Origin of the sequence: Megalodesulfovibrio gigas DSM 1382 = ATCC 19364 (genome assembly GCF_000468495.1) — a bacterium.
Classification (GTDB): domain Bacteria; phylum Desulfobacterota; class Desulfovibrionia; order Desulfovibrionales; family Desulfovibrionaceae; genus Megalodesulfovibrio; species Megalodesulfovibrio gigas.
Genome location: NC_022444.1, coordinates 2,727,246 through 2,751,493, shown reverse-complemented (window position 1 = coordinate 2,751,493; position 24,248 = coordinate 2,727,246). Strand labels below are relative to the sequence as shown.

Sequence of the window (24,248 nt, the reverse complement as noted above, 5' to 3'; positions counted from 1 at the left end):
GCCATGGCGCTGGAATCGTTTCCCATGCCCCAGGGCTTCCACCGCGGTCGCCGGCTGCGGCGCACCCCGGCCCTGCGCGATCTGGTGCGCGAACACAGCGTGGACGCCGGCGATCTCATCCAGCCGTATTTTGTGGATGAGCTGCTGGATTCGCACGCTGTCTCGCCCATCGGCTCCATGCCCGGCCAGTTCCGCTACGGCGAAAAAGCCCTGGTGGACGAGGCCGCCCGTCTGGCCGATGCCGGCGTGGGCGGCGTCATCCTCTTTGGCATCCCCAAGGAAAAAGACGCCATCGGCAGCCAGGGCTTTGCCGCCGAAGGCATCGTCCAGCGCAGCATTGCCGCCATCAAGGCGCGCGTGCCGCAGCTGCTGGTCATGACCGACGTCTGCTGCTGCGAATACACTTCGCATGGCCACTGCGGCCAGCTGTGCGGCGAGGACGTGGAGAACGACGCCACCCTGCGCCTGTTGCAGCAGACCGCCGTGTCCCACGCCCGGGCCGGGGCCGATATCGTCGCCCCGTCGGACATGATGGACGGCCGCGTGGCGGCCATCCGTCAGGCCCTGGACGCCGCGGGCTTCCCGCAGATTCCCGTGCTCTCCTATGCCGTGAAATACGCCTCCGGCTTTTACGGCCCGTTCCGGGAAGCTGCGGACTCCACCCCGGCCTTTGGCGACCGCGCCTCGTATCAGATGGATCCGGCCAATGTCCGGGAGGCCCTGCGCGAGGCTCAGGCCGATGTGGACGAGGGCGCGGACATGCTCATGGTCAAGCCCGGTATGCCGTATCTGGATATCGTGCGTCTGTTGCGGGATCGCTTCCCGCATCCGCTGTTCGTCTATCAGGTGAGCGGCGAATACGCCATGATCAAGGCCGCGGCCCAGCTGGGCTGGCTGGATGAAAAACGCGTGGCCCTGGAATCCCTGCTGGCCTTCAAGCGGGCCGGGGCGGACGGCATTCTCACGTACTTTGCCAAGGATTTTGCGAGCCTGAAATGACGCATCCCCATTCCAAAGATCCTGCCGGCCATCCGGGCAGTCATCCGGGCGGTCATCCGGAGGGCATGCCCAAATCCATGCCTCAGACCCTGGAAGACGGTTCTCCCCTGTGCCGGCTGGTGGCCTGGGAGCTGACCCGCAGCTGCAACCTCGCCTGCAAGCATTGCCGGGCCGAGGCGCACATGGAGCCGTACCCCGGCGAACTCTCCACGGACGAAGCTAAGGCCCTCATCGACAGCTTCAAGCAGGTGGGCGACCCGATCATCATCTTCACCGGCGGCGAGCCCCTGCTACGCAAAGACATCTTCGAGCTGGTCAAGCATGCCTCGGACCAGGGCCTGCGCTGTGTCATGGCGCCCAACGGCACCTTGCTGAACCCGGAGAATGTGGCCAGACTCAAGGCCGCGGGCATCCAGCGCTGCTCCATCTCCATCGACGGCCCCGATGCCGCCACCCACGACGTGTTCCGCGGCGTGCCCGGCGCCTTCGAGGCGGCCATGCGCGGCATCCAGTACCTGACGGACGCCGGCGTGGAGTTTCAGATCAACACCACCGTCACCAAGGACAATCTCCATCAGTTCAAGGAGATTTACACCCTGGCCGACTCCCTGGGGGCCAAGGCCTGGCACATCTTCCTGCTGGTGCCCACGGGCCGGGCAGCGGGGATGGCCGATCAGGTGATCGCCGCCACGGAATACGAACAGGTGCTCAACTGGTTCTACGACTTCCGCAAAACCACCTCCATGCACCTGAAGGCCACCTGCGCGCCGCACTACTACCGCATCATGCGCCAGCGCGCCGCGGCGGAAGGCCTGCCCGTGGACCGGGAAAACTTCGGCATGGACGCCATGACCCGCGGCTGCCTGGGCGGCACGGGCTTCTGCTTCGTCTCCCACGTGGGCATCGTCCAGCCGTGCGGCTATCTGGATCTCAACTGCGGGGACATCAAGCAGAAACCGTTCCCCGAGATCTGGCGCACCTCGCCGCAGTTCAAGCAGTTCCGCACCCCCTCGGATTACGAAGGCAAGTGCGGCCCCTGCGAGTTCCACCGCGTCTGCGGCGGTTGCCGGGCCCGGGCCTACACCATGGCCGGCAACTACATGGCCGAGGAGCCCCTGTGCTCCTACACTCCCAAGCGGCTGTGCAAGGCGCTGTAAAAAAAGCATCGGGGGAAAACCTTTCTGGAGAAAGATTTCCCCCGAACCCCTTTCCAAAGACAATTTACGGGGTCGGGTCACCTGCATGGAAGTTGACGCTGAAAAGAAGACGGCTCAGTCCATCCAGATGGATGATGTGGACAAGCGGCTGCTGGACATCATCCAGACGGCCTTTCCCCTCACCCCGCGGCCCTACCAGACCTTGGGCGAGGCCCTGGGCGTCACCGAGGCCGAGGCCCTGGCGCGGGTGCGCCGGCTCAAGGCCCTGAAGATCATCCGCCGGTTGGGGGCCAACTTCCAGTCCCGGGCCCTGGGCTTCCGGTCCACCCTGTGCGCGGCCAAGGTGCCGCCGGAGCAGCTGGACGACTTCATCGCCCGGGTGAACGCCCTGCCGGGCACCACGCACAACTACCTGCGCCGGCACGACTACAATGTCTGGTTCACCCTCATCGGCCCGAGCTGGGAAGACGTCTGCCGCACCCTGGACGAACTCTCCGCCGCCACCGGCCTGACCATCCTCAATCTCCCGGCCAAAAAGCTGTTCAAGATCCGCGTGGATTTCCGGATGCAGGAAGACTAGAGCATTTTTCTTTTGAAAAAGGACGTTGCGAGAGGGGAAACCTTTTGCAAAAGGTTCTCCCCTCTCGCGCTCTCCCCTTCCAAAAAATTGATAATATTTTGTAATGATAACAAAAGTCTTTGGGGAGGGGGTTCCCCCAGGAACTCTTCTCAAAGATAAAATGCTCTCGCAAAGACTTGTTTCGGGGGCACTCAGTTCCCCTGAACCCCCACTCCGGTTCCTGGCGGCATCTGTGACGCGCAGGCGCGTCGCGGATGCCGCCAGGAACCGGAAGAAGGGGGCCTGGGGGGATTATCCCCCCAGAAATATTCCCTTCTCCCCCATTCCCCTTCCCGTGTCAGCCAGCGCCGCCAGTGCGGCGGGGATGTCCCAGGCGCGTTTGTCCCGCACCCCCACGGGGTTGGAGACGCTGCGCAGCTGGACAAACGCCACGCCGGCCCGGCGGCATGCCAGGGCCACGGGGAATCCCTCCATGTGCTCCAGATCCGGGGTGAAGCGGCGAACCATGGCCGCGGCCCGGCGCGGCGTGCCGGTGACGCCGGCCACAGTCAGGCCGCGGGCCGTGGGGATATTGGAGAGGTCCAGCCCCAGGGCGCGGGCGTCGGCCGTGGCGTCCCAGACCAGGCGATCCCAGACCGGCTCGCCGTCGATCTCGCCCTGTGGGAACTTGAGCGCCCGGGCGTGCACGCCGCGCGCACCGGCAATGCCGTATTCCGGCCAGATCTCTTCCGCAATCAATCGAATGCAGCCCAGGGGATGGCGCGAGGTGTCGAAGCTGCCGGCAATGCCCGTCAGGATGACGCCGCGCGGGGCATGGCGCTCCAGCAGAAGGCCGGCAGCCAGGGCCGCGTTTACCGGGCCCACGCCGCTCACGGCCAGGACCAGTCCGCCGTGGGCGCAGGAGTCGCCCGGGGCAAGGGGCGGGACGTGGAGGGTGGTGTGCCGCAGGAAGGCGGCCAGCTCCATGGGGGTGGCCGCGAGGAGGAGCAGGGGGCCGCGTGAAGGCATCAGAGGGGCGCGTCCCGCAGGGAGGACGGCAGGATGCCCAGCCGGGACGGGCGGCCCGGGGCAATCATCCCCCATTTGTGCGAAACGCCGAAAAATCGCGCCGGCTCGGTGGTGAGCCAGCCCAGGGCCTCCAGCAGGCCAGGGGCGGGGTCCAGCTGCGGCAGCAGGAAGGCCAGCTCGTCCAGCACGTTGAGGCTGGGCGTGGAGCACAGGCCGTCCGTGCCAAGACACAGGGGGACGCCGGCGGCGCGCAGGGCCTCCACCGGCGCACGGCCCACGGCGATGGCAGCGTTGCTTCGCGGACACAGGCAGACCGTGGCGCCGCTGGTCTTGAGGGTGTTGATGTCCTCGGCGTCCAGCTGCACGCAGTGCACGGCCAGGGTGCGACGATCCAGCAGCTGCAAGGCCTTGGCGTATGCGACGCTGGACGTGCCCGGCGGAGTCCAGTCCGCCGGCAGGAGCGTGCCCAGGACCATGCCCGCCAGGATGCCTGTGCCGTGGCGCAGGAATTCGCGTTCCTCGTCGTGCTCGGCCAGGTGCAGGCAGAAGGGCAGGTCGCGGTGGTTGTTCCAGACCTTGGCCGCCTGCAGCCGTGGCCCGCTGGTGGTATAGGGCGCATGGCCCATGAGACTCATGGTCAGGTGCTCGCCGGCCGTCTGGGGAGGCGGCGGCAGGGGAGATGGATCCAGCACGGCATGGCCGATCATTTCCCAGAACAGGTGCGCATCCAGCAGGCTGCGGGCCAATGTTTCAGCCACCAGCCGGGGGTGCCGGGAGGTGACGTCCGCCACGAAGGCCGTGCCGGCCAGGGTCATGCTATGGCAGGCGTCGCGCAGAAACGCAGGGGAGATATCGTGCAGATCCAGGGCCAGCAGGCTCTTGAGCCAGGCGCCGAAACCCTGGCCCAGCCGGGTGCGGCCCAGGGTATGGGACAGTTCCAGGTGGGTGTGCGCATTGAGTGGACCGGGGACAAGATCCACCTCGCCCATGTCCTGCACGCAGACCGTGGGGAAGGACCAGGACTTCTGGAGCCGCTTCCAGGTGCCGACATCATGGATAAGACCGTCCTCGCCGACAACGAGGGCAGCATCTTCGATGACCGGCCGGCCCGGTTGCAGGGTCAGGGCGCGTCTGGCGCGCAGCAACGTGGCCATGCTGGGGGCCTAGCATTCCGCCGGGGCGGTGTCCAGAAATTCGATGCACGGCAGGGCCGGCAACATGCCGTGCGCGTGCAATAGCTGGAAAAATCGTTGCAATCCGGCAAATTCCTCATCGCGAAGCACCAGACGAAGGCATGTGAAATAGGTGAGGAGATATTCCTTGCTTCGCGTGGTGCGGTCCTGGGTGGCGTCGATCACTTCTTCCAGCCGTGTCAGCCCCAGATCCCGGGCGGCACAGAGCAGCCGGGCCACGCGGGCGGCTTCCTGCGGATGGGCCAGGGCCCAGTCCCGCCGGGCAGCCCACAGGCCGAAGACAAAAGGCAGATTCGTGGATTCGCGCCACATGGCCCCAAGGTCGTAGGTGTGGGAGAAGCACGGGTTGCGCGCCAGCACCAGGGCTTCGTCGCCAATGGCCAGGGCTGCGGCCGGGCATTCGCCATGCGCCAGGGAGTTGCGGATGCCGCCTTCAGCGTGCACCAGAGGCGGGCACGCGCCAAGCCGTTGCGCAAGCAACAGTTGCAGCAAGGCGGCAGAGGTGTGCGTGGCCGCCGTGACCAGGATGGGCTTGTCCTGCAGCTCGTCCAGGGGCACGCTGGAAAACAGCAGCACGCTGCCCACGGGGCCAAAGCTGGCAATGGCCAGCCCCGGCAGCAGCAGATAGCGCTCCGGCGCGCGCGCGTATTCGATGGAGGAAATGGAGGAGACGTCCACCTCCTCGGCCCGCAGCAGCTCGTTGCACTGGGCCGGCGTGCCCGAACGCATGACGCAGCCATGCGGCATCCATCCGGCTTCCAGGGGGTAGTAGATGGGGGCCACGTTCACATATTCGATGCGGCCAAGACGGGTGGAGGTGGCCGAAGTGACGGGGGCGGCGTTCATGCGCAATGCTCCAGCAGACGATAGGCCTGATCGCGGCGGCAGGGAGTGTAGCCGGCAGCGGCAGCCAGATCCCGCAGTTCCTGTTCCTGCATGGAAAAGGCCGTGCCTGCGGCGGCCACCACATTTTCTTCCAGCATGGTGGAGCCGAGGTCGTTGGCTCCGAAAAAGAGCGCCAACTGCCCCACCTGCGGCCCCATGGTCACCCAGGAGGCCTGGAGGTTGGCCACGTTGTCCAGGGCCAGACGGGAAAGGGCCAGGGTGCGCAGATACACCGCCGGGCCGGCCGGATCCCGCGACAGCTGCGAGCCGCCGGGCTGGAAGGTCCAGGGGATGAAGGCGATGAAGCCACCGGTGGCGTCCTGCTGGGTGCGGATGGCCAGCAGATGATCCACGCGATCCTCCAGCTGCTCCACATGCCCGAACATCATGGTGGCGCTGCTGAGCAGGCCTTGGCGGTGGGCCTCGGCCATCACGGCCAGCCACTGGGCCGCGCTGCACTTGTTGGGGCTCACGCGCTGGCGCACGGCGTCCACCAGAATTTCCGCCCCTGCGCCGGGGATGGATTTGAGTCCCGCCGCCTTGAGTCGGGCGAGCGCCTGGGCCACGCTCAGGCCCTCGCGCTCGGCCATGGCGAAAATTTCCGGCGCAGACAGGGCATGCAGATGCAGATCCGGGAAGCGGGCCATGAGTTCGCGGAAGAGCGCCTCGTACCAGGCCAGATCGCAGACCGGATTGTGCCCGCCCTGCATGAGCACCTGCCGGCCGCCCAGGGCGAAGAGTTCCTCGATCTTGGCCGCCACCTCGTCCACGGTGAGCACGTACCCGCCGGGCTGGCCGGCCTTGACGTGAAAGGCGCAGAAGGCGCAGCCGCATTCGCAGATGTTGGTGGTGTTGATGTTGCGATCCACCACATAGGTGGCCCGGCCCTCGGGGTGCAGGGCTTGGCGGCGCAAAAAGGCGGCCCGGCCCAGGGTCTGCAGGCTGGCTTGGCAGCCCAGGGTGAGGAGCGTGGCCCGATCCAGTCGTTCGCCGGCCGCGGCACGGGTCAGGGGGTCCGTCAGGGCCAGGACCGCGGCGGGTTCCTCCAGCGGACTGTGGAAGGGGACGGGCTCGCGGGATGCCGTATCCGCGGTTGCTGCGCCCAGGGGGCGGAAGAGGGCGTCCCGGCGCACGGGAGTGCCGCCCACGGCGCGGATGCAGGCTTCTATCTCGGGCACGGTCATGCCCTGGGGGCTGCCGGCGCCGGCCTCGTGGCCGATGCGTTCCTCCACCACGCTGCCGTCCAGATCGTCCGCACCGCAGTGCAGGGCCACCTGGGCCAGCTTCACTCCCAGCATGACCCAGTAGGCCTTGATGTGCGGGACGTTGTCCAGCATCAGCCGGCTCAGGGCGACGGTGCGCAGGATGTCTGCCGCATCCGGCCCCTTGAGGCCCAGGCGCTCGCCCAGCGGATTGTTTTTGGTGAGGAAGGGCAGGGGGATGAAGCAGCGAAGGCCGCCGGTGTCATCCTGGAGCCGGCGCAGGCGGTCCAGGTGCTCCAGGCGTTCGCGGAAGGTTTCCACATGGCCAAAAAGCATGGTGGCGTTGGTGGGGATGCCCAGCTCGTGGGCCGTACGGCTCACGGCCAGCCAGGTTTCGGCATCCGCCTTTTCCGGGCACAGTTCGGCCCGCACGCGAGGGCTGAACACCTCGGCCCCGCCGCCGGGCAGCATGGCCAGGCCTGCATCCTTGAGTCGCTGCAGCAGGTCGGGCACGGTCAGGCCATGGGTCCTGGCCAGATGGGCGATCTCCACGGCAGTGAAGGCCTTCACCACCACGCTGGGCCAGCGGGTCTGCACGGCCTGGATGAGAGACAGATAGTAGTCCAGGGGCAGTTCGGGATGGCAGCCGCCCACGATGTGCACCTCGCCCGCGCCCGTGGGGCTCTGCACGGCTTCGTCCAGGCCGGACTGCCGGAGTCGGTCCAGGGCCTGTTCCACGGTCATCACATAGCTGCCGGCCTGGTCGCCCTCGCGTCGGAAGCTGCAGAAGCGGCAGCGGTTCACGCAGACGTTGGTGTAATTCAGTTGCCGGTTGACCACATAATGCACGGCCGCGCCATGCCGGCGGATGCGCGCATGCTGGGCCAGGGCCGTGACGGCATGGAGATCCGGACAGGTAAAGAGCGCCTCGCCCTCGTCCAGATCCAGCCGCTGGCCGGCCAGCACCTTGCGATACGCAGACCCCAGCCCAAGCGATTCATACAGCGTCTCGTTGAACATGCTCATTCCTTGGGGTTGCCGGCCAGCCCATGGGCCATGAGCCGGGCCAGGACGCGGGCGCGGGCCTCGGCCTGTTCGCGGGCTCCGGCTGCGGCGCGGGATTCGTAAAAGTCCGTCAGAAACCCTTCCGCCAATGTCTCAATGAAGAATGCGGCATCGGGGACGGGAATATCCGCCGCGGCCTCGCCCCGGGCCTGGGCCGCCTCCACCATGTGGGTGATGAACCGGGCCGAGAGTGCGCGCAACTGGCGGACCATCTCCGCATGCATGGGAATCTCCCGGCCGCGCAACACCTTCTGCAGCAGGCCGTACGCGCCGGGGTGGTCGGCCACAAAGGCCAGCCCGTCGCAGAGCACGGAAAGCAGCCGGGCCTCCAGGGGCAGATTGCCGCTGCGGTCCCGGGCCTGGCGAAGCCGGTCTGCAAAGTGGGACACCGCGGCCTCGAACACATAGGCGAAGAGGCCTTCCTTCGAGGAAAAATATTGGAAGATCGACCCCTTGGCGATGGCGCACCGCTGCACCACGCGATTGATGCTGGCCTGGGCGTAGCCGTGCTCGGCGAACTCCTGCAGGCTGGCTTCCAGAATGCGGGCGCGCTTCTCAGGGTCGATTTTGGCGAAGGTCTCTGTTGCGGACATAACGCAGAGGGGCTATGATGACCGGGTGGTCATCGAGTAGACCGAAGGCCCCTCCCTGTCAACCCTTTCCGGAATCCTGCGCCATGCCTCAATTCCCCGCCCTGTCCCTGGCCATCTCCCCTTGTCCGAACGACACCTTCATTTTTCACGCCTGGCTGCACGGGCAGGTGCCGGCTGCGCCTGCCATCGGCGAGGTGCGGTTCGAGGATGTGGAGACGCTGAACCGCATGGCCCTGGCGGGCGAGGCGGATATCATCAAGGTCTCGGCTGCCGTGATCGCCGAGGTGGAGCAGGAATATGTCGTGCTGGATGCCGGCGCGGCCCTGGGCTGGGGCAACGGGCCGGTACTCACGGCCCGGGAGATGCTGGATCCGCACCGCATTGAGATTCTGGCCCTGCCCGGCGAGCGCACCACCGCGGCGCTGCTGGCCTGGGAATACGGCATCCGTCCTGCCCGCCATCTCATTGTCCGCTATGACGAGGTGGCCCCGGCCGTGCTGGAGGGCCGGGCCACGGCCGGGGTGTGCATCCATGAGGAGCGCTTCACGCTGGAGCAGCGCGGGCTGGCGAGGGTGCTGGATTTCGGCGTCTGGTGGGAGGAGGCCTTCCGCCTGCCCCTGCCGCTGGGGGTGATCCTGGGCCGGCGGTCGTTGGGTGAGGCCCGGCTGCAGGCCGTGGAGGCCGCCATCCGGGCCAGTGTGGACCAGGCCTGGCAGGCGCCGGCGCAGTGTCGCGACTTTGTCCGCCTGCATGCCCAGAGCATGGAGGATGCCGTGCTGGACGCGCACATCCGGACCTTTGTGACGGACTTCAGCCGTTCCCTGCAGCAACAGGACGGCCTGGGGCGCCGTGCTGTGGACACCCTGACGGCCATCGCCCGCCGGCGCACCCGCGGGGACGCGGCGTGAGGTTCCGGCTCACATGACGAACTGGCCGTTTTCGTACAGCGTGATCTTGCCGCCGCCCTTGAGGGTGGCGGAGACGGTTTTGGGCTCCGTGTTGACGAGATCCCAATGCAGGGCCGAGGCGTTGAAGCCCAGGCGCTCGCGCACGGGCTGGGTGAAGGCCTCGGGCAGGCCGGTGTAGCTGTTGGCGTAGCTTTGGCCCAGGGCGATGTGGCAGCTGCCGTGTTCGCCGCCGAAGTTCTCGTCGTACAGGGTGTTGGCCATGAAGCGGGCAATGGGCGAGAAGCGCTTGTCCACCAGGGCGAACTCGCCCACACGGGAGGCGCCGGCATCCATTTTGAGCTGTTCCAGGGCAAAGTCCAGGCCGGCTTCGGCATGCACGGCAGTCACCTGCCCGTAGCGGAATTCCAGTTCCAGGCCATCCACGCGCACGCCGTTGCGGTAGGTGGGCAGGGTGGCGGCAAAGTGGCCCTCCACGCCGCGCCAGTCCGGGGAGAAGTAGCACTCGAAGCTGGGGATGTTGCGGCCGGTGAGGGCGATCCAGCGGCGGGACTCGCCCACGGGGATGAGCATGTCCATGCGGGCGCTCTGGATGCGCAGGGCGGCCAGGGGCAGACTGTTGAGCCAGGTCTGGATTTCGCGGATGCTCGTCTCGAAGCGTCGCCACTCCCTGACCGGTTCGTGCCGGGAGATGAGGCAGGCGCGGGCGATTTCCCGGGCGTATTCCTCCAGGGAGATGCCGGCCTGCTGGGCCAGGGCCTGGGTGGGGAAGTAGCCGAGGGTCCAGCCGTAGTCGCCGGCGGCCTCGCGCACGCTGAGGATGGATTGCAGCGGCTTGCGCGCGGCCATGGCCATGGCGATGTTGGCGGGATCCACCTTGCCCAGATGCGTGAGGGATTCCGGGGCAATGAGGGTGATGGAGCCGGCTGTGGCCTCGCTGAGTTCCCGTTCGCCGGGCACCAGGGTGGTCAGGCGCTTGTTGTTGGCCAGGGTGAAGGCATCGAACTCCATTTTGGCCGTCTCGCGGGCCTGGGGCACGGGGATGAGGCCGTCCTGATGCAGACGTTCAACCAGAACCTCGGCCAGGGGCAGGGCCGGCAGGTCGTAGCGTACCTGCACGAGATCGCTTTTCTTGAACGGTTTTTTCCGGGCGATGGACAGGCCCCACAACAGGGCGTTGGCATAGCTCTCCAGTTCGTCCGGGGAGAAGGGGGAGGGGATCAGGGCGGAGGTGTGCATGCGTTCCATCCCTCCCTTGTTCCTTGTTTCCAGGAGGTTCGTCCAGAGAAAAGATGCGTTGTGCTGCCGTGCGGCGATGCCCTCTGCCGCGTGTGCCCCAAAAACGCGAGCCGTTACGGCATGGCTGCCTCGCGGGCTTCCTGGAGCAGCAGATTCAGGTAGAAGTCGCGGGAGCCGGTCTGCACGGCATAGCGCTGGGCCAGTTCGTGGGCGCCGTCCACCTGTTCCGTGCCGGCCGCCAGGGCGGCAGCCAGGGCCAGGCGGTCCTGCAGGGATTGCTGCAAGGATTGGCGGGCCTGGTACAGCAGGGAGGTCACTTCCTCATTCAAGCCCTCGGGGATAGGCAGGGCCTGGGTGGCATTGAGGGCGGTGGAACTGACGGTGAAATAGAAGACGGAGATGGCATCCTGCACGGCCTCGGTGGCGTTTTCCGAGTCTTCAATGTGGTCCATGGCGTGTTTGACGTCAAGAAAGGCGGCGTCCGTGGCGTTGCGCATGGCCAGGGCGGTGCGTTCGAAGTCGGCCACGGCCTGCCGGGCGTGGGGCTGGCGGGGCAGATCCAGGATGACGAGCTGGGCCCGGGCCTCGCCGGTCAATGCCAGCAGCAAGGACGCCAGGAGCAGGCCAAGGCAGGCGGCCGGGACGGCAGACGCGGGAGGGAGAAAGGAAGGCTGGCTCATGATGCGGCTCCCTGGGGCTCATAGCCCGAATAGCGGTCTTCCAGTTCTTCAAAGGCCGTGTACGCGCCCACATAGGCCAGCTCCACCACGCCCAGGGGGCCGTTGCGCTGCTTGCCGATGATGACTTCCGCCACGCCCCGCTTGGGGTTGTCCTCGCGCTTGTTGTACACTTCGTCGCGATAGAGGAACATGATGACGTCCGCATCTTGCTCAATGGCGCCGGATTCGCGCAGGTCCGAGAGCTGGGGGCGTTTGTCACCGCGTTCTTCCAGTTTGCGGTTGAGCTGGGAGAGGGCCACCACAGGCAGGTGCAGCTCCTTGGCCAGGGCCTTCAGGCTGCGGGAGATTTCCGAAATTTCCTGCTCGCGGCTGTCAATGCGGCGGCTGGCGCGCATGAGCTGCAGGTAATCCACCACCACCAGGCCGAGGTTTTTTTCGCGCTTGAGCCGGCGGCAGCGGCCGCGCAGCTCGGTGACGCTCAAAGCCGGCGTGTCATCGATGAACAGGTTGGCCCGGGAGAAGTGGTCTGCCGCGGCGTGCAGCTTGGTCCAGTCTTCGTCGTTGATGTTGCCGCGCCGCATCTTGGAGAGATCCACCTTGCCCCAGGCGCAGAGCATGCGCTGCATGAGCTGTTCCTTGCCCATTTCCAGGGAAAAGACCACCGTGGACGTGCCGCCCTGGATGGCTGCGCGCATGCAGACATTGAGTGCGAACGCCGTTTTGCCCATGGCTGGCCGGCCGGCGATGATGATCAGGTCTGTCGGCTGCAACCCGGCGGTGAGCTCGTTGAGCTTGTGGTAGCCCGTGGGCACGCCGGTGACGGCCTGTTTGTTCTCAAAGCGGGCCGTGAGTTCGTCGAAGACCAGGCGCACCAGATCGTTGGCCGGGGTGATGGATGACCCCACCTGACGCTGGGAGATGTCGAAGACGGTTTTTTCGGCAAATTCAAGCAGTTCGTTGATTTCTGGACGCGGCTCGAAGCTCTCGGACACAATCTTGCTGCCAGCCTCGATGAGCTGGCGCTGCAGGGATTTGTCCCGAATGATGGTGGCGTGATAGTAGGCGTTGGCCGCGCCGATGACGCTTTCGGAGAGCTCGGCCAGATAGGTGGGGCCGCCGGCGTCGTCCAGCTTTTTTTCCCGCCGCAGGTGCTCGGCCACGGACACCATGTCCACAGGCAGATTGCGGCCGGAAAGTTCCAGGCAGGCCTGGTAAATGAAGCGATGCTGGGGGTAGTAAAAATCGTCTGCGGAAACGACTTCCGCAATGGACGAGAGGGTGACAGCTTTGATGAGCACCCCCCCCAGCACCGATTGCTCGGCTTCGAGGTTGTGGGGGGGGTGCTTGCGAACATCGCCAGGAAGGACGTCCATGGGGACGATTCCCGCGGCTTTGGCCGCCGGTGTGGCCAAGGGCTACTCGACAGCAGCTTCGGGTGCGACTTCGGGGGCGGCTTCGGCAGGAGCTTCAGCTTCCGGAGCGGCTTCTTCGGCCACATCCAGATCGGCTGCGCTACCGCCCTGACGGTACACCTTCACCACGCAGGTGGCGGTGACGTCCGGATGCAGCTTGAAGGCCACTTCGTACTTGCCCAGGGCCTTGATGGGCGCGTCCAGCAGGAGGAGCTTGCGATCCACTTCCTCGCCGATGATCTTGGCCAGGGCGGCGCAGATGTCTGCGGAGGTGACGGAGCCGTACAGACGGTCGCCTTCACCCACACGCACTTCCACGGCCACCACGGCGGCGTTGATCTTCGCAGCCAGGGTGTCGGCGGCGGCCTTCAGGTGGTCGCGCTGGGCCTGGAGCTTCTTGCGCTCGTTCGCGAACACGCGCTTGTTGGATTCCGTGGCCAGCATGGCCAGGCCCTGGGGGATGAGGAAGTTGCGGCCGTAGCCGGCCTTGACGGTGATGATCTCGCCCAGGCGGCCGAGAGTGTCCACATCGGCACGCAGGATGATTTGCATGGTCGCCATGAAAAGACCTCCTTAACCCGCAGCCTTGGTGCGCTTTTGCACGTAGGTGGCATGCACCGCGGTGTAAAACATCAGGGCCATCTGGCGGGAACGTTTGATTTCCGTGGTCAGGCGGCGCTGGTGCTTGGCGCAGGTGCCAGTGATGCGGCGGGCAATGATCTTGCCGCGTTCGGTCACGAAATCATTCAGAATATCCGGGCGCTTGTAATCCAGAGGCAGGTCGGGATTGGCGCAGAACCGGCAGAACTTCTTGCGGGGGGTGAACTTTTTCTTGAAAGCCATTACTCGCTCGCCTCCTCGGAAGCGGCGGCCGCGGCGGGGGCGGCCTCCTCGTGTTCATCCAATTTGACGGTGACGAACTTCATGATGCCGTCGGTGATGCGGATGATGCGCTCCAGCTCGGCAATGGCCGAGGCAGGGGCATTGAACTCCAGCCGCACGTAATGGCCGCGGAAAAACTTGCGCACAGGGTAGGCAAGTTCTTTCATGCCCCAGTCGTCAATGGTGGCGATGGTGCCGCCCTCGCGTTCCAGGACAGCCTTGAGGTTCTCGACGATGGGGGCGAGTTCGTCCGTCCCCAATTCCGGCGAGAACAGCAACAGATTCTCGTATTTGCGCATGATTGCTCCTTGTGGTCATGCAGTCGGAATGGCGGCGCTGTACAGCCGCTTTTCCGCACAAGGCCCGCGGGACCATCCCGCGAGCAAGGTGGAACGGGGATGTATAGCCGAGCGGGGGGAGGACGTCAAGGCCGTGGTGGCTCTGGCGTCAACCGTCACACGCGCCGGTTCAGCCCCAGCAGGCAGAACACTTCGTACGGGATGGTGTCCCACCAGCCGGCCAGATCGTTGGCGGTAATGGCGCCGGGGCCGGGGCCGCCAAGGATCCAGGCTGTATCGCTGGCCACGGTCTGGGGGATGTGCGTCACGTCCACGGCGGTCAGTTGCATGCACACCCGGCCCAGGATGCGCGCGCGCTGGCCGTGCAGGCACACGTAGCTCTTGTTGGACAGGCTGCGGGAGATGCAGTCGGCATATCCCATGGCTACGATGGCCACGGTGAGGTCTTCCTCGGCGGTGAAGGTGCGGCCATAGCTGATGGATTCGCCCTTCTTCAGCGTATGCACCTGCAGCACCGGGGCGTTGGCGGTCATGGTGGGCTGCAGGCCCGTGCCCTTGGCCTCCCAGGCAGTGCCGTGGAAAGGATTGACGCCGTACAGGGAGATGCCGGGCCGCTGGATGTCGAAGTGCAGCTCGGGATATCCCAGCAGGCCGGCCGAGTTGACCATGGAGTATTCCAGGTTCAGGCCGCGGCGCTCGAACTGGGCGCGGCACTGCTGAAACCGGGCAGCCTGTTCCTGCACAAACTCGGCCTGATTGGGATCGTCGGCGGTGGCCAGGTGGCTCATGGCCAGCACGGGTTCAAGATTTTTTGCTTTCTGCAGCTGGTCCAGCAGGGCCGGGAGATCCTCGGGCGTGAAGCCCAGGCGGCGCATGCCGGTATCCAGCTTCAGGGCAATTTGTTGCGGCCGGCCGGCGGTGGCTTCGGCCAGCATCTGGAGCTGATCCAGGCGATAGATCAGCGGCAGGAGATTCTGACCCGCCACGGCCTTGGCCTCGCGCATGTCCTGCGGCCCAAGCAGACTGAGAATGCGGCCGGGCAGCCCGGCTTCGCGCAGGCGCACCCCTTCGGACACTGCGCCCACGGCGAACATTCGCGCACCGTCCAGGGAGAGGCCCCGGGCCACCTCCAACAGGCCGTGCCCGTAGCCATCCGCTTTGACCACCACCATGCAGCCGCGGCAATGGCCTTGCAACAATTTGAAGTTGGCCCGCACGGCCTTCAGGTCCACACGCACATCAAGCAGATTGTAATCCAGCGCCATCCAAAACCTCGCACGTTCTTGGGAGGGCGTTGTACGCGGGCAATCGCGTGCTGGCAAGGGTCAGGGCGTTGTTTTTCAGGGCTTCCACAATGTGCCGGATGTTGATAGAGCTGCCATACGGACATCCACCTTGGAAAGGAAGTGATATATGGATTTGAAATCATTCAAAAATGATGATTCGGCACTGCTCGCCCGCGTGGAACGGACCCTGGATGCCAGGCGCAAGGCCGGATTGGATGGTCTGGTGGGCGGCCTGGAGGGCGTGCTTATTGTTGTGGAGCCGGATCGTCTGGCGCCGGCCGTCGAGGAACTCCTGCAGGTGACGGGGCTGGAGTTCAGAGACGCCTTTGCGGACGACGCCTTCCAGACCTGCCTGCTGGGTCAGGAGGGCAATGTGGATTTTCTGGTCCGGGTCCGCACGGCTGGGGAAAATCCCTTTGGATCCCTGAACCTGCATCCCAAAACCAGCCACCTGCCCAACACCCGGCTGGAAACTTTTGTGTACAAATGCATGGATCTGGAGCGCTATGTGGCCATCCAGAAGACGCGGGGCGTGGCGTTTCTGACGCCGGACATCATCCGCACTCCGTCGTATTCTTTCATCCAGACGACACCTTCTGCCTTCACCGGTAATTCCCTGGGCTTCATCCAGTGGCACGAGGCGGAAGGCCAGTGGCGCACGCCGCAGTGCCGCGCGCTGGATCTTGCATTCACCAAGCCGGAGCACCCCTGGCTGCGCAACATTTTTGAGCTGGACCACACGGCCACCCGCGTGAAGGCCGAGGAGCGCGACGACGCCATCATCGAGTTCCTGGAACGCACCGGCTACAATTTCGCCTTTGCCGTCTATGTGGAGAGCTTCAACAGCATCACCAACGTGGCCCGTCTGACCATGGACGACTATGCCCAGGTGTTCACCTCCGGCATCAAGCCGTTCGAGAGCCTGGAGACTTCCGGCCCCACGGAAAAATTCATCCACAACTATGGCAAACGGGTGCACCACCTGGCGTTTCGTACCGAAAACATCGAGCACACCTACGAAATGCTGGGCAAGGACGGCCTGGAATACATGGTGGAGCTGGTGGGATCCCGGGAAGAAGGCCTCAGGCAGACGTTTACCTGGCCGTCAAAACACACGTTTCTGGTGAACGAGTACATCCAGCGCTACGACGGCTTCGACGGCTTCTTCACCAAAAGCAATGTGACGGCCCTGACCCGGGCCACGGAAAAGCAGTGAACGACGACGGGTGTATCCCCTTCCAAAACTTTAATAGTGACCTTGAATCACAATAGAAGTCTTTGGAAAGGGGGTNGAACCTTTCTTCAGAAAGGTTGTCCCCCGAGAATTCCTTTCAAAGATAACTTGCCCTAGATTTCTCCGGTTTCCATGGTCATGGGCAGGGAGACCACAAACCGGCTGCCCTGGCCCAGGGTGGACTGGACGTGAATGGCGCCGCCGTAGTGCTCCACGATTTCGCGGCAGATGGCCAGGCCCAGGCCGGCGCCGCGGGGTTTGTCCCGCAGGCCTTCCGCATCGCTGAGGCCCGGGGCGCTTTGGTAGAATCGTTCAAAAATATGTTCGAGGATGTCCGGTGCAATACCCTGGCCCGTGTCTGCCACGGTCACCTGCAGGGTGCGTCTGTCTTCGGCGACTGCGGCGGAGAGGGTGATGGCGCCCTGGTCCGTGAATTTGGCGGCATTGGAGAGCAGGTTGGTGAACAGCTGGCGCAGGCGTTCGGGATCGGCCTTGAGGGTGGGCAGCTTGGCCGGCAGCAGCACGCGCATGGCCACCTCGGGCTTGAGGGTGGCCTCGCAGGCCGTGGCCACCCGCTGCAGCAGGCCGGCCATGTGCACGGGCTCTTCCTGCCAGTCCATGGAGCCGGACTCAATGGCATTCAGGTCCAGCAGGTCGTTTACCAGCCGGGTCAGGCGTTCGCCTTCCTGCTGCATGATCTTGAGGTTGCGCATGTGCTCCGCCGCCCGTTCCTGCTGCAGGGGGGTGGTGGCCAGCGGCAGGAAGACACGCCTGAATGTGCGTTCCATGAGTTTGGCGAATCCCATGATGGACGTGAGGGGCGTGCGGAGTTCATGGGAGGCGGAGGAAAGGAAGGAGCTTTTGATGGCGTCCATCTGCTTGAGCCGGCGCACGGCCTGCTCCAGTTCGCGGGTGCGCTCGGCCACAGTGGCTTCCAGCGTGTCGTGGGCGGCGCGCAGGGCGGCTTCGGTTTGCCGTCGGCCGGTCACGTCCAGCAGGGAGATGATGTGCCAGCCGAGCTGGGGCAGGTCCGCCACCGTGAAGGACACATGGCGGGTGCTGCCGTCGTGGCGCAGAAAATCGCATTCCAGGTTGGCGATGCGCTCGTGGGCGCGCTCCAGCATGGTCTGCATGCCGGGCTGGGCCTCGCTGGAGAAAAAGCGGGTCCAATGCGGTCTGGTTTGTTCCAGCAGTTCACGGGAAACCCCGGCCATGCGGGCAAATTCCTCATTGGCCAGGGCCACCTTGCCGGTGTCGTCCAGCATGACCAGGGCTGCACCGGTGCTGGTGAAGATGGTGCGGTAGGTTTCTTCGGAAATGCGCAGCTGTTCCTGGGCGGCCTGGAGTTCGGTGATGTCCACGAAGGATTCCAGCAGGATGGTCTGCCCGTGCCGCTCCAGCAGGGTGGCGCTTTTGAGCACGGGGATGCGCTTGCCCGTGGCATCAATGAGGTGACGCACGGAGAGATCCTCGGTCTGACCCAGGTCTGTCACCGGGCAGCTGCCCAGCTCGGCGGGGCAGAGGAAGCCGTGGCAGAGCCGGCCCCGGAGTTCTTCGCGGGAGCGGCCCAGGACCTTTTCGGCAAAGGCGTTGGCGTCCAGGATGAGGTGGGTTTGCGGGTCCAGCTGGAGGATACCTGCCTGCAGGGAGTCGAGCACCGTGGCCAGGAATACTTCCTGCTCCTTGAGGGATTCCAGCTGGCGCAGCTGTTGGCGTCGGGACTCCTCAAGGGCATGGAGCATGGTGTTGATGGAACCGGCCAGACCGGCGATCTCGTCGTCCCCGGCCAGGTACACCTGCTGCCCGGGCATGCCGGAGACCGCCAGCCGCTCGGCCTGCTGCCCCAGGGAGCGAATGCGGGACATGATGCGCGTTTCCAGCAGCCGTTGGATCATCAGCGCCAGGGCAACCACGCTGAAGGTCACGGCCAGGGCGGCATACAGAATGGCCTCGCGCCCTTTCTGCATCACCGTGCGCGGCTTGAAAAATTCAAGGATAATGGCCGGATTGCCAAAAATGTCCTGCACCGGCACGTCGATGCGCAGCTGGTCCTGCTCCGGCGCCACGCGGATTTGCGTGGTATCGGCGCCTTCGTGGGCGGTGCCGTTGTGGATGGAGAGCTGTGTTTGCGTCTGCTGGCGCAGGCTCTTGAGCACTTCGCCGTCCAGGCGCCGGCCCATGATGAGGGTGCCACACACCGGCCCTGTGTATTCGCTGGAGCGCACCGGCCGGGAGCTGATGAGCATGGGGCCTTCCGGCAGCAGCACCAGGCCGTACGCGCCGGCTTCGGGCGGGGTCCGCAGCAGCTCGCGAGTGGTCAGCAGATCCACCACGCCCTGGGGCAGGGCGGTGGCGCTTTCCAGATCCGGATGCCAGCCGCCGGACCAGATCATCCCGCCGTTGGCATCCAGATACGCCACGGCATGCATGGCGTTGGTGGCCAGGGTGGGGTCCTGGAGATTCTGGGCAATGTATTCGTGCCGGACCGCTTCGTCTTCGGTCTGCACAAAGTCGCACGTGGCGTTCCAGTTGGCCCAGTCGTTGTTCAGGGAATGCAGGGCCTGGATGCTTTGGGCCAGGGTCAGCTCCACCCGTGTGGCGTCCTGCTGGGCCTGATCGTGCTCCAATTCCTCGAAGCGTTGCAGCAGCAGGAAGTGCAGGGCGATGATCGTCCCGGCCAGCATGACGACGGTGGCCAGGGCAATGGACAGGATGCTTTGCAGGCGTATTGTCATGGCCAATGGGGTGGAGGATGGAGATCTTTCCCCTGCAATGCCAGAAAACATCGAGGCTATCAATGCACGGGGTTGTCAAATTATCGTCCCTGACGGGATTTATTCCCCAGGAACATTACCGTAGGTGAAGATCCCCGGCAAACCCGTCGCAATGGCATTCCGTCTGCTGCCGGGCGGACCAGCTCAGGGCCCGGCGCACGCAGGCCACGCGGCCGTGCTCAAACACCACCCAGGTGCGGCCGTAGCTCAGGCATTGGAAGCGCGGCCCGTCCACCTGGGCGGTGGGGTCGCCGGCCAGCCGAGCCACCTGGTCAAAGGTCATGCCTTTTTCCACCAGATTGGCGGCCAGAAAGGTGGCATCGCGCTGTTCGGCGAGCATGTCATTTCGCAGCCCCATCTTTTCCCGCAACAGCTCGGCGTCCGGCTGGTTGGGCAGGGACTTGGGAATCCCGGCCACGCCGCCGCCGGATCCGGAGCTCCCGCCAGTCCCCGAAGAGGCCGCCGGCGTCTTCGCCTCCATCATCCGCCGGGCCTGGGCCTCCAGGGAGGCCATGTCCACCTCGCCGGCCACGGTGCACGTGAGGGCCATGCTCTGGCCCACCATGGCCACTTCCTCCTTGAGTACCGTGGCCTTGACGATGGCCCCGGCAAAGCTCTGCACCACATCCTTGGTGATCTCGAAATCCCGCATTTCCGACACCACGCGGGAGTACGTGCCTGCGCGTTCCAGAATGGCCCGCTTGGCCTCGGCCAGGCAGGCAGCCCGGGCCTGGTTTTTGGTTTCGCTGTCGCCCATCAGGTAGGTGTGGGAGACGATGATTTCCTCAGCCCGCGCCAGATCGGCCATGCACAGCGGCGTGAGGACCACAGCGAGGAGACACAGGACGGCACGACGAAAACGGCGCAGGGGCATGGCGCTCTCCCTCGGAGGACGGGCGGCGGTGGACGGAGATTTCTGACGGAAAAGATTCATGCACAACCCATGCCTACAGCAGGATTTCCATGTCCTGGGTCACGGCAAAGAGCTGCAGCGGGGCGGCCAGCTCGGCCACGGTCTGGCGCAGGGCGGCCTCGCAGAGTTGCAGATCGTCGTCCGGGCGGTCCTGATTGTGGTGGATCATGCCGAACTGGCGCACCCGGGCGTCCAGGGCCAGCTGCAGGGCGTGGCGCATGGTGGAGTGTCCCCAGCCCCTGGTGTGGGCGTATTCGCGATCTGTGTATTCGGCGTCGTGCAGCAGCAGATCCGCCCCGGCGCAAAAGGCCACATACTCCTCGTATGGCCGGCCGCCGCGGTGGGGATAATGCAGCTCATTGTCCGTCAAAAATACCAAGGTCTTGCCGGCTTCGGTGAACTTGTACCCCAGGCCCATGTTTGGATGGCTGATGGGGATGCGCCGCACCTCCATGCCATGCACCAGGGCAGCGCCTTCGGCCAGGCACTGGGGGGTGTATTGGATGTGCGCATTGAGTCCGTGATACGGCACGGGAAAATGCGGCGGCACCATGGTCTTGGACAGCAGCAGCTCCATGTTGCCCTGCTCCATGGGACAGCCGTACAGGGTGATGCGCGTATCCGGCCGATACAGGGGCTTGAAGAACGGGAACCCCAGGATGTGATCCCAGTGGGCATGGGTGAAGAACATGGTCATGTCCTGCACGCCTTCGGCCAGCAGGGCGTTGCCCAGCCGGCGCACGCCCGTGCCGGCATCCACCACGATGACATGCCCGCTCCTGGTGCGCACTTCCAGGCAGGTGGTGTCCCCGCCGTACATGACATATTGCGTTCCGGAAACGGCAATGGAGCCTCGCGCCCCCCAGCAACGAATGCGCATGAATCCTCCTGAATGCATGACGCAAAAAACGGTCCTCGCGCTCGCCCCGGGCGAGCAGCAGTTGACAGAACAGTAACAGCAAGCTGATAGCATGACCAGGGGGTGTGCGCAGCCGGATTACAGGGAGGACTGCGCGAAGAGATCAGGACATCGGGGGATCAGGGGACAACGGGGCGACATTTTTCCACACAAGCCGGGAGGTCGTGGGCCATGAGAGTCGGGACTGTGGCGGCAATGGGCGTGGCGGTGGTGGGGATTCTGGCAGCCGTCTGGTTGGGCCTGCAATGGCAGGCCGAACGCGAGGCCAGGCAAAGCTGCGAGGCCAGTCTGCAAAGCGCTGGCCGCTCGCAGCAGGATGTTGAATCCCGCAGCGCGGATCTGATCCGCAGCCTGGAGCAGGAGCGTCAGGCCCGCCTGCAGCAGGAGCAGGATCTGCGGCAGCTGCGCGAGCAGGGCGACCAGGAACGCCAGACCCTGGGGGCACTCCGGCAGAAGCACGACGCCCTGACCCGCGAGCTCCAGGCGGCCGAGGCGGCCCAGGCCGAGCAGGCCAGCCAGCTGCAACAAGCCCAGGCCGAGCAGGCCAGCCAGCTGGAACAGGCTCTGGCCCGGGCTGCCCAGCTGCAGCAGGCGGTGTTGGCCTGTCAGGCGACCCTGGACAGCCAGGCTGCCGAGGCCGCGCAGCGGCTGCAAGCCCTGCAGCGCGCCAGCACCCTGGCGCAGCAGCAGCTGGCCACCCTGCAGCAGCAACTGGAAACCGAGCTCAATACCCAGCCTGACACTACGGCCGGGAACCAGACGGCAAGCCAGACAGATGCCCAGGCCGAGGCACGAACGGTGGAAATTTCCCGGCAGGACGGCGGGCTGCAGGTGACGGTGCTGGGCGAGGTGCTCTTCAGCTCAGGCAGCCGTCGGCTCAGGCCCCAGGGCCGCGTGTTGCTGAGCCGGATGGCTGCGGCGCTGAAAGACCTTCCCGACGGCGCCGTGGTCCAGGTGATCGGCCACACCGACGCCGTGCCCATCCAGCCGAAGATGCGCTGGCTGTTTGATTCGAACCTGGATTTGTCCGTGGCGCGGGCCGCGGCCGTGGCCGGGTTCCTTCCCCGCCAGGCCCGGCTGGATCCCGCCCGGTTCTACGCCCTGGGCCGGGCCGATCATGATCCCGTGGCCGACAACGACTCTCCCCGGGGACGGGCGTTGAACCGGCGCGTGGTCATCCGCATCCTGCAGGCCGAACAGGCGCAGGAGTGGCTGGGGGGCTCGTAGAGTATTTTACTTTTGAAAAAGGACATTGTGAGAGGGGAAACCTTTTGCAANCGGGGGAAAACCTTTCTTCAGAAAGGTTTTCCCCCGAGAGTCCTTTTCAAAAAAACGTGCGCTGGCGCGGATTCAGGCGAAGCGGCAGGAACAAGCTGCTACGGCTGGATGGTGGAGCCCAGCAGGCCCAGGAACTTGCGCATCCATTCGGGGTGCGCGGGCCAGGCCGGAGCCGTCACCAGGTTGCCGTCCTCCACGGCGTCGGAGAAGGTGGCGTTGAAGTCCTGCCAGGTGCCGCCGGCCATGAGGATGTCCGGCTTCACGGCCGGGTAGGCCGTGCAGCGTTTGCCGCCGAGCACGCCGGCAGCCACCAGCACCTGCTGGCCGTGGCACACCGCGGCGATGGGCTTGGCCGCTGCGGCGAAGTGCCGGACAATCTCCAGCACCCGGTCATTGAGGCGGATGTATTCGGGCGCGCGGCCGCCGGGAATGACCAGGGCGTCGTAGGCGGCGGGGTCCACGGCGTCAAAGTCGGCATTGAGCAGGAAGTTATGGCCGGGCTTTTCGGTGTAGGTCTGGTCGCCTTCAAAATCATGCACCGCCGTTTTGACGGTCTGGCCGGCTGTTTTGCCGGGGCACACGGCGTGCACCTCGTGGCCCACCATCAGCAACATCTGAAACGGGACCATCACTTCGTAATCTTCCACAAAATCGCCAACAAGCATCAGAATGCGCTTTGCCGCCATTTCAACCTCCGGTATTGCATGTGCGCCATGGCGCAGCACGAAGAATGATTCCTAATGGTACGCAATCTCCTGCCCAGGGCAAGGGGATTGTTGGGCGTCACACAAATGACGCACCGTGCGTCAGCGCTGGGGATGCGCTTCTTCCCGCGCCCAGTACAGCAGGGTGTGCTTGGCGCGGATCATCTCCACAATGGCGTCCTCCTTGGCCTGATCCATGGGCAGCATGCGAATGAATACCCCGCGGGTCTGGGCTTCGGTGGTTTCCAGGGCGGTAAGGATGGACATGATGCGCGCCCCGGCTGCGCGCAAGTCGTCCAGCACCTGCATGAGCGCGCCATCCTGCGTGGACAGCTGCAGCCCGAGCTGCACCCCGCCGTGGCGCACCCCGGTGATGGCGATGAGCACGCGGAAGACATCCGTATCGGTGATCACGCCTACCAGCCGGTTGTTTTCGTCCACCACGGGCAGGCCGCCGATGTTGTTCTCGTCCATGAGCATGGCGCACCGCTCCACCGTGTCTGTGGGTTTGCAGACGATGGGCTTGGCGGTCATGATGTCCTTGATGCGCAGCTCGTCCAGCAGGTAGTACAGCTCGTGCACGTCCAGCGTGGTGGCCTTGGAAGGCGAGGCGGCCTTGATGTCCCGGTCCGACACCACGCCCACAATCCGTCCCTGCTCATCCACCACGGGCAGCCTGCCGATGTTGTGCTCCTTGAGCAGCTTGGCGGCGTGCATCATGGAGGTGTCCGGGGTCACGGTGATGACGTCCTTGGTCATCCAGTCGCGAATCAGCATACGTGGCTCCTTGTGCCTGGGGGCAGTGTGGCGTGTTGGGTGTGGCGCGCGGCGGCTGCACCGCGCTGCGTGGTACGATGATTGTCGCAACTTTCTTACATCTTGCAACAAAAAAATGCGCGCCTGCACCGACTGCGCGGCGAACAATCCTGCGCCCGGCCGGACCAGCGACAATCCCGGCTGCGCACCACTGCAGGACAGAGAGGCAAGGCGTGTATCAGCCCCTGAACACTGAATGCATGCATGCCGACAGGCCGTTGCCGA

23 protein-coding genes are annotated in these 24,248 nt (G+C 65.1%); 6 read left to right on the top strand and 17 right to left on the bottom strand.

The annotated features are described in order from the left end of the window. Positions 1-3 precede the first annotated feature (3 nt). From hemB to ahbA, 3 genes are all read left to right on the top strand, one after another. On the top strand, positions 4-999 hold the full coding sequence (gene hemB / locus DGI_RS12095; protein ID WP_407656284.1) for a porphobilinogen synthase: 996 nt from the start codon (positions 4-6) through the stop codon (positions 997-999). Further along, entirely contained in the window at positions 996-2,156 is a 1,161-nt protein-coding gene (ahbD, locus tag DGI_RS12090; RefSeq protein WP_027193296.1) for a heme b synthase, read from the top strand. Before hemB ends, ahbD begins: the two co-directional genes overlap by 4 nt. Positions 2,157-2,241: 85 nt before the next feature. Continuing rightward, positions 2,242-2,736 (top strand): siroheme decarboxylase subunit alpha, encoded by a 495-nt coding sequence (ahbA, locus tag DGI_RS12085; RefSeq protein WP_235619973.1) that lies wholly within the window; start codon positions 2,242-2,244, stop codon positions 2,734-2,736. Between the two features lie 291 nt (positions 2,737-3,027). Here ahbA and mqnB read toward each other — a convergent pair whose 3' ends face one another. From mqnB to DGI_RS17375, 5 genes are read right to left on the bottom strand one after another with little or no spacing between them, the layout of a single operon-like run. Continuing rightward, complete coding sequence (gene mqnB / locus DGI_RS12080; protein WP_021761370.1) at positions 3,028-3,744, bottom strand: futalosine hydrolase; 717 nt, start codon at positions 3,742-3,744, stop codon at positions 3,028-3,030. Then, complete coding sequence (locus DGI_RS12075) at positions 3,744-4,898, bottom strand: amidohydrolase family protein (protein WP_021761369.1); 1,155 nt, start codon at positions 4,896-4,898, stop codon at positions 3,744-3,746. Before DGI_RS12075 ends, mqnB begins: the two co-directional genes overlap by 1 nt. Positions 4,899-4,907: 9 nt before the next feature. After that, the gene (locus DGI_RS12070; protein ID WP_021761368.1) at positions 4,908-5,783 is read right to left on the bottom strand and encodes a menaquinone biosynthetic enzyme MqnA/MqnD family protein; all 876 of its coding nucleotides are present in this window, start codon (positions 5,781-5,783) and stop codon (positions 4,908-4,910) included. Then, entirely contained in the window at positions 5,780-8,044 is a 2,265-nt protein-coding gene (gene mqnC, locus DGI_RS19540) for a cyclic dehypoxanthinyl futalosine synthase (protein ID WP_021761367.1), read from the bottom strand. The genes DGI_RS12070 and mqnC overlap by 4 nt, the downstream gene beginning before the upstream one ends. 2 nt (positions 8,045-8,046) lie before the next feature. Further along, positions 8,047-8,682 (bottom strand): TetR/AcrR family transcriptional regulator, encoded by a 636-nt coding sequence (locus tag DGI_RS17375; protein WP_021761366.1) that lies wholly within the window; start codon positions 8,680-8,682, stop codon positions 8,047-8,049. Positions 8,683-8,765: 83 nt separating this feature from the next. On the opposite strand from DGI_RS17375, the gene DGI_RS12055 reads away from it, so the two are divergent. Beyond that, positions 8,766-9,590 (top strand): 1,4-dihydroxy-6-naphthoate synthase, encoded by an 825-nt coding sequence (locus DGI_RS12055; RefSeq protein WP_021761365.1) that lies wholly within the window; start codon positions 8,766-8,768, stop codon positions 9,588-9,590. 9 nt (positions 9,591-9,599) lie between these two features. Here DGI_RS12055 and DGI_RS12050 read toward each other — a convergent pair whose 3' ends face one another. The 7 genes from DGI_RS12050 to alr all read right to left on the bottom strand — a co-directional run bounded on the left by DGI_RS12050 (position 9,600) and on the right by alr (position 15,364). Continuing rightward, on the bottom strand, positions 9,600-10,826 hold the full coding sequence (locus tag DGI_RS12050; RefSeq protein WP_021761364.1) for an aminopeptidase: 1,227 nt from the start codon (positions 10,824-10,826) through the stop codon (positions 9,600-9,602). Positions 10,827-10,939: 113 nt separating this feature from the next. After that, positions 10,940-11,506 carry a hypothetical protein gene (locus DGI_RS12045; protein WP_021761363.1) on the bottom strand — a complete coding sequence of 189 codons (567 nt, stop codon included), beginning with the start codon at positions 11,504-11,506 and terminating at the stop codon, positions 10,940-10,942. Beyond that, positions 11,503-12,879 (bottom strand): replicative DNA helicase, encoded by a 1,377-nt coding sequence (gene dnaB / locus DGI_RS12040; protein ID WP_051286651.1) that lies wholly within the window; start codon positions 12,877-12,879, stop codon positions 11,503-11,505. The genes DGI_RS12045 and dnaB overlap by 4 nt, the downstream gene beginning before the upstream one ends. Before the next feature lie 42 nt (positions 12,880-12,921). Continuing rightward, on the bottom strand, positions 12,922-13,470 hold the full coding sequence (gene rplI / locus DGI_RS12035) for a 50S ribosomal protein L9 (RefSeq protein ID WP_021761360.1): 549 nt from the start codon (positions 13,468-13,470) through the stop codon (positions 12,922-12,924). A 21-nt stretch (positions 13,471-13,491) separates the two neighbouring features. Continuing rightward, positions 13,492-13,761, bottom strand: coding sequence for a 30S ribosomal protein S18 (gene rpsR, locus DGI_RS12030; RefSeq protein WP_021761358.1), 270 nt, complete (start codon positions 13,759-13,761; stop codon positions 13,492-13,494). Next, a complete protein-coding gene (gene rpsF, locus DGI_RS12025) occupies positions 13,761-14,099 on the bottom strand; it encodes a 30S ribosomal protein S6 (RefSeq protein ID WP_021761357.1) in 339 nt (112 codons plus the stop codon). Before rpsF ends, rpsR begins: the two co-directional genes overlap by 1 nt. Positions 14,100-14,254: 155 nt before the next feature. Beyond that, positions 14,255-15,364, bottom strand: a complete 1,110-nt coding sequence (gene alr, locus DGI_RS12020) for an alanine racemase (protein WP_021761355.1) — start codon at positions 15,362-15,364, stop codon at positions 14,255-14,257. Between the two features lie 148 nt (positions 15,365-15,512). Here alr and DGI_RS12015 point away from each other — a divergent pair, with 148 nt between their 5' ends. Continuing rightward, the gene (locus tag DGI_RS12015) at positions 15,513-16,601 is read left to right on the top strand and encodes a hypothetical protein (protein WP_021761353.1); all 1,089 of its coding nucleotides are present in this window, start codon (positions 15,513-15,515) and stop codon (positions 16,599-16,601) included. A 131-nt stretch (positions 16,602-16,732) separates the two neighbouring features. Here the strand turns inward: DGI_RS12015 and DGI_RS17370 are convergent, their stop codons facing one another. From DGI_RS17370 to DGI_RS12000, 3 genes are all read right to left on the bottom strand, one after another. After that, on the bottom strand, positions 16,733-19,354 hold the full coding sequence (locus DGI_RS17370; protein WP_021761351.1) for a CHASE4 domain-containing protein: 2,622 nt from the start codon (positions 19,352-19,354) through the stop codon (positions 16,733-16,735). A 115-nt stretch (positions 19,355-19,469) separates the two neighbouring features. Then, the gene (locus tag DGI_RS12005; protein WP_021761349.1) at positions 19,470-20,267 is read right to left on the bottom strand and encodes a hypothetical protein; all 798 of its coding nucleotides are present in this window, start codon (positions 20,265-20,267) and stop codon (positions 19,470-19,472) included. A 73-nt stretch (positions 20,268-20,340) separates the two neighbouring features. Beyond that, positions 20,341-21,186, bottom strand: a complete 846-nt coding sequence (locus DGI_RS12000; protein WP_021761347.1) for an MBL fold metallo-hydrolase — start codon at positions 21,184-21,186, stop codon at positions 20,341-20,343. A 210-nt stretch (positions 21,187-21,396) separates the two neighbouring features. Here DGI_RS12000 and DGI_RS17365 point away from each other — a divergent pair, with 210 nt between their 5' ends. Next, entirely contained in the window at positions 21,397-22,452 is a 1,056-nt protein-coding gene (locus DGI_RS17365; RefSeq protein ID WP_021761346.1) for an OmpA/MotB family protein, read from the top strand. Positions 22,453-22,601: 149 nt separating this feature from the next. Here the strand turns inward: DGI_RS17365 and DGI_RS11990 are convergent, their stop codons facing one another. Both DGI_RS11990 and DGI_RS11985 read right to left on the bottom strand, forming a co-directional pair. Further along, entirely contained in the window at positions 22,602-23,189 is a 588-nt protein-coding gene (locus tag DGI_RS11990) for a DJ-1/PfpI family protein (protein ID WP_021761344.1), read from the bottom strand. Positions 23,190-23,309: 120 nt separating this feature from the next. Continuing rightward, complete coding sequence (locus DGI_RS11985) at positions 23,310-23,984, bottom strand: CBS and ACT domain-containing protein (protein WP_021761343.1); 675 nt, start codon at positions 23,982-23,984, stop codon at positions 23,310-23,312. Between the last annotated feature and the right edge of the window lie 264 nt (positions 23,985-24,248).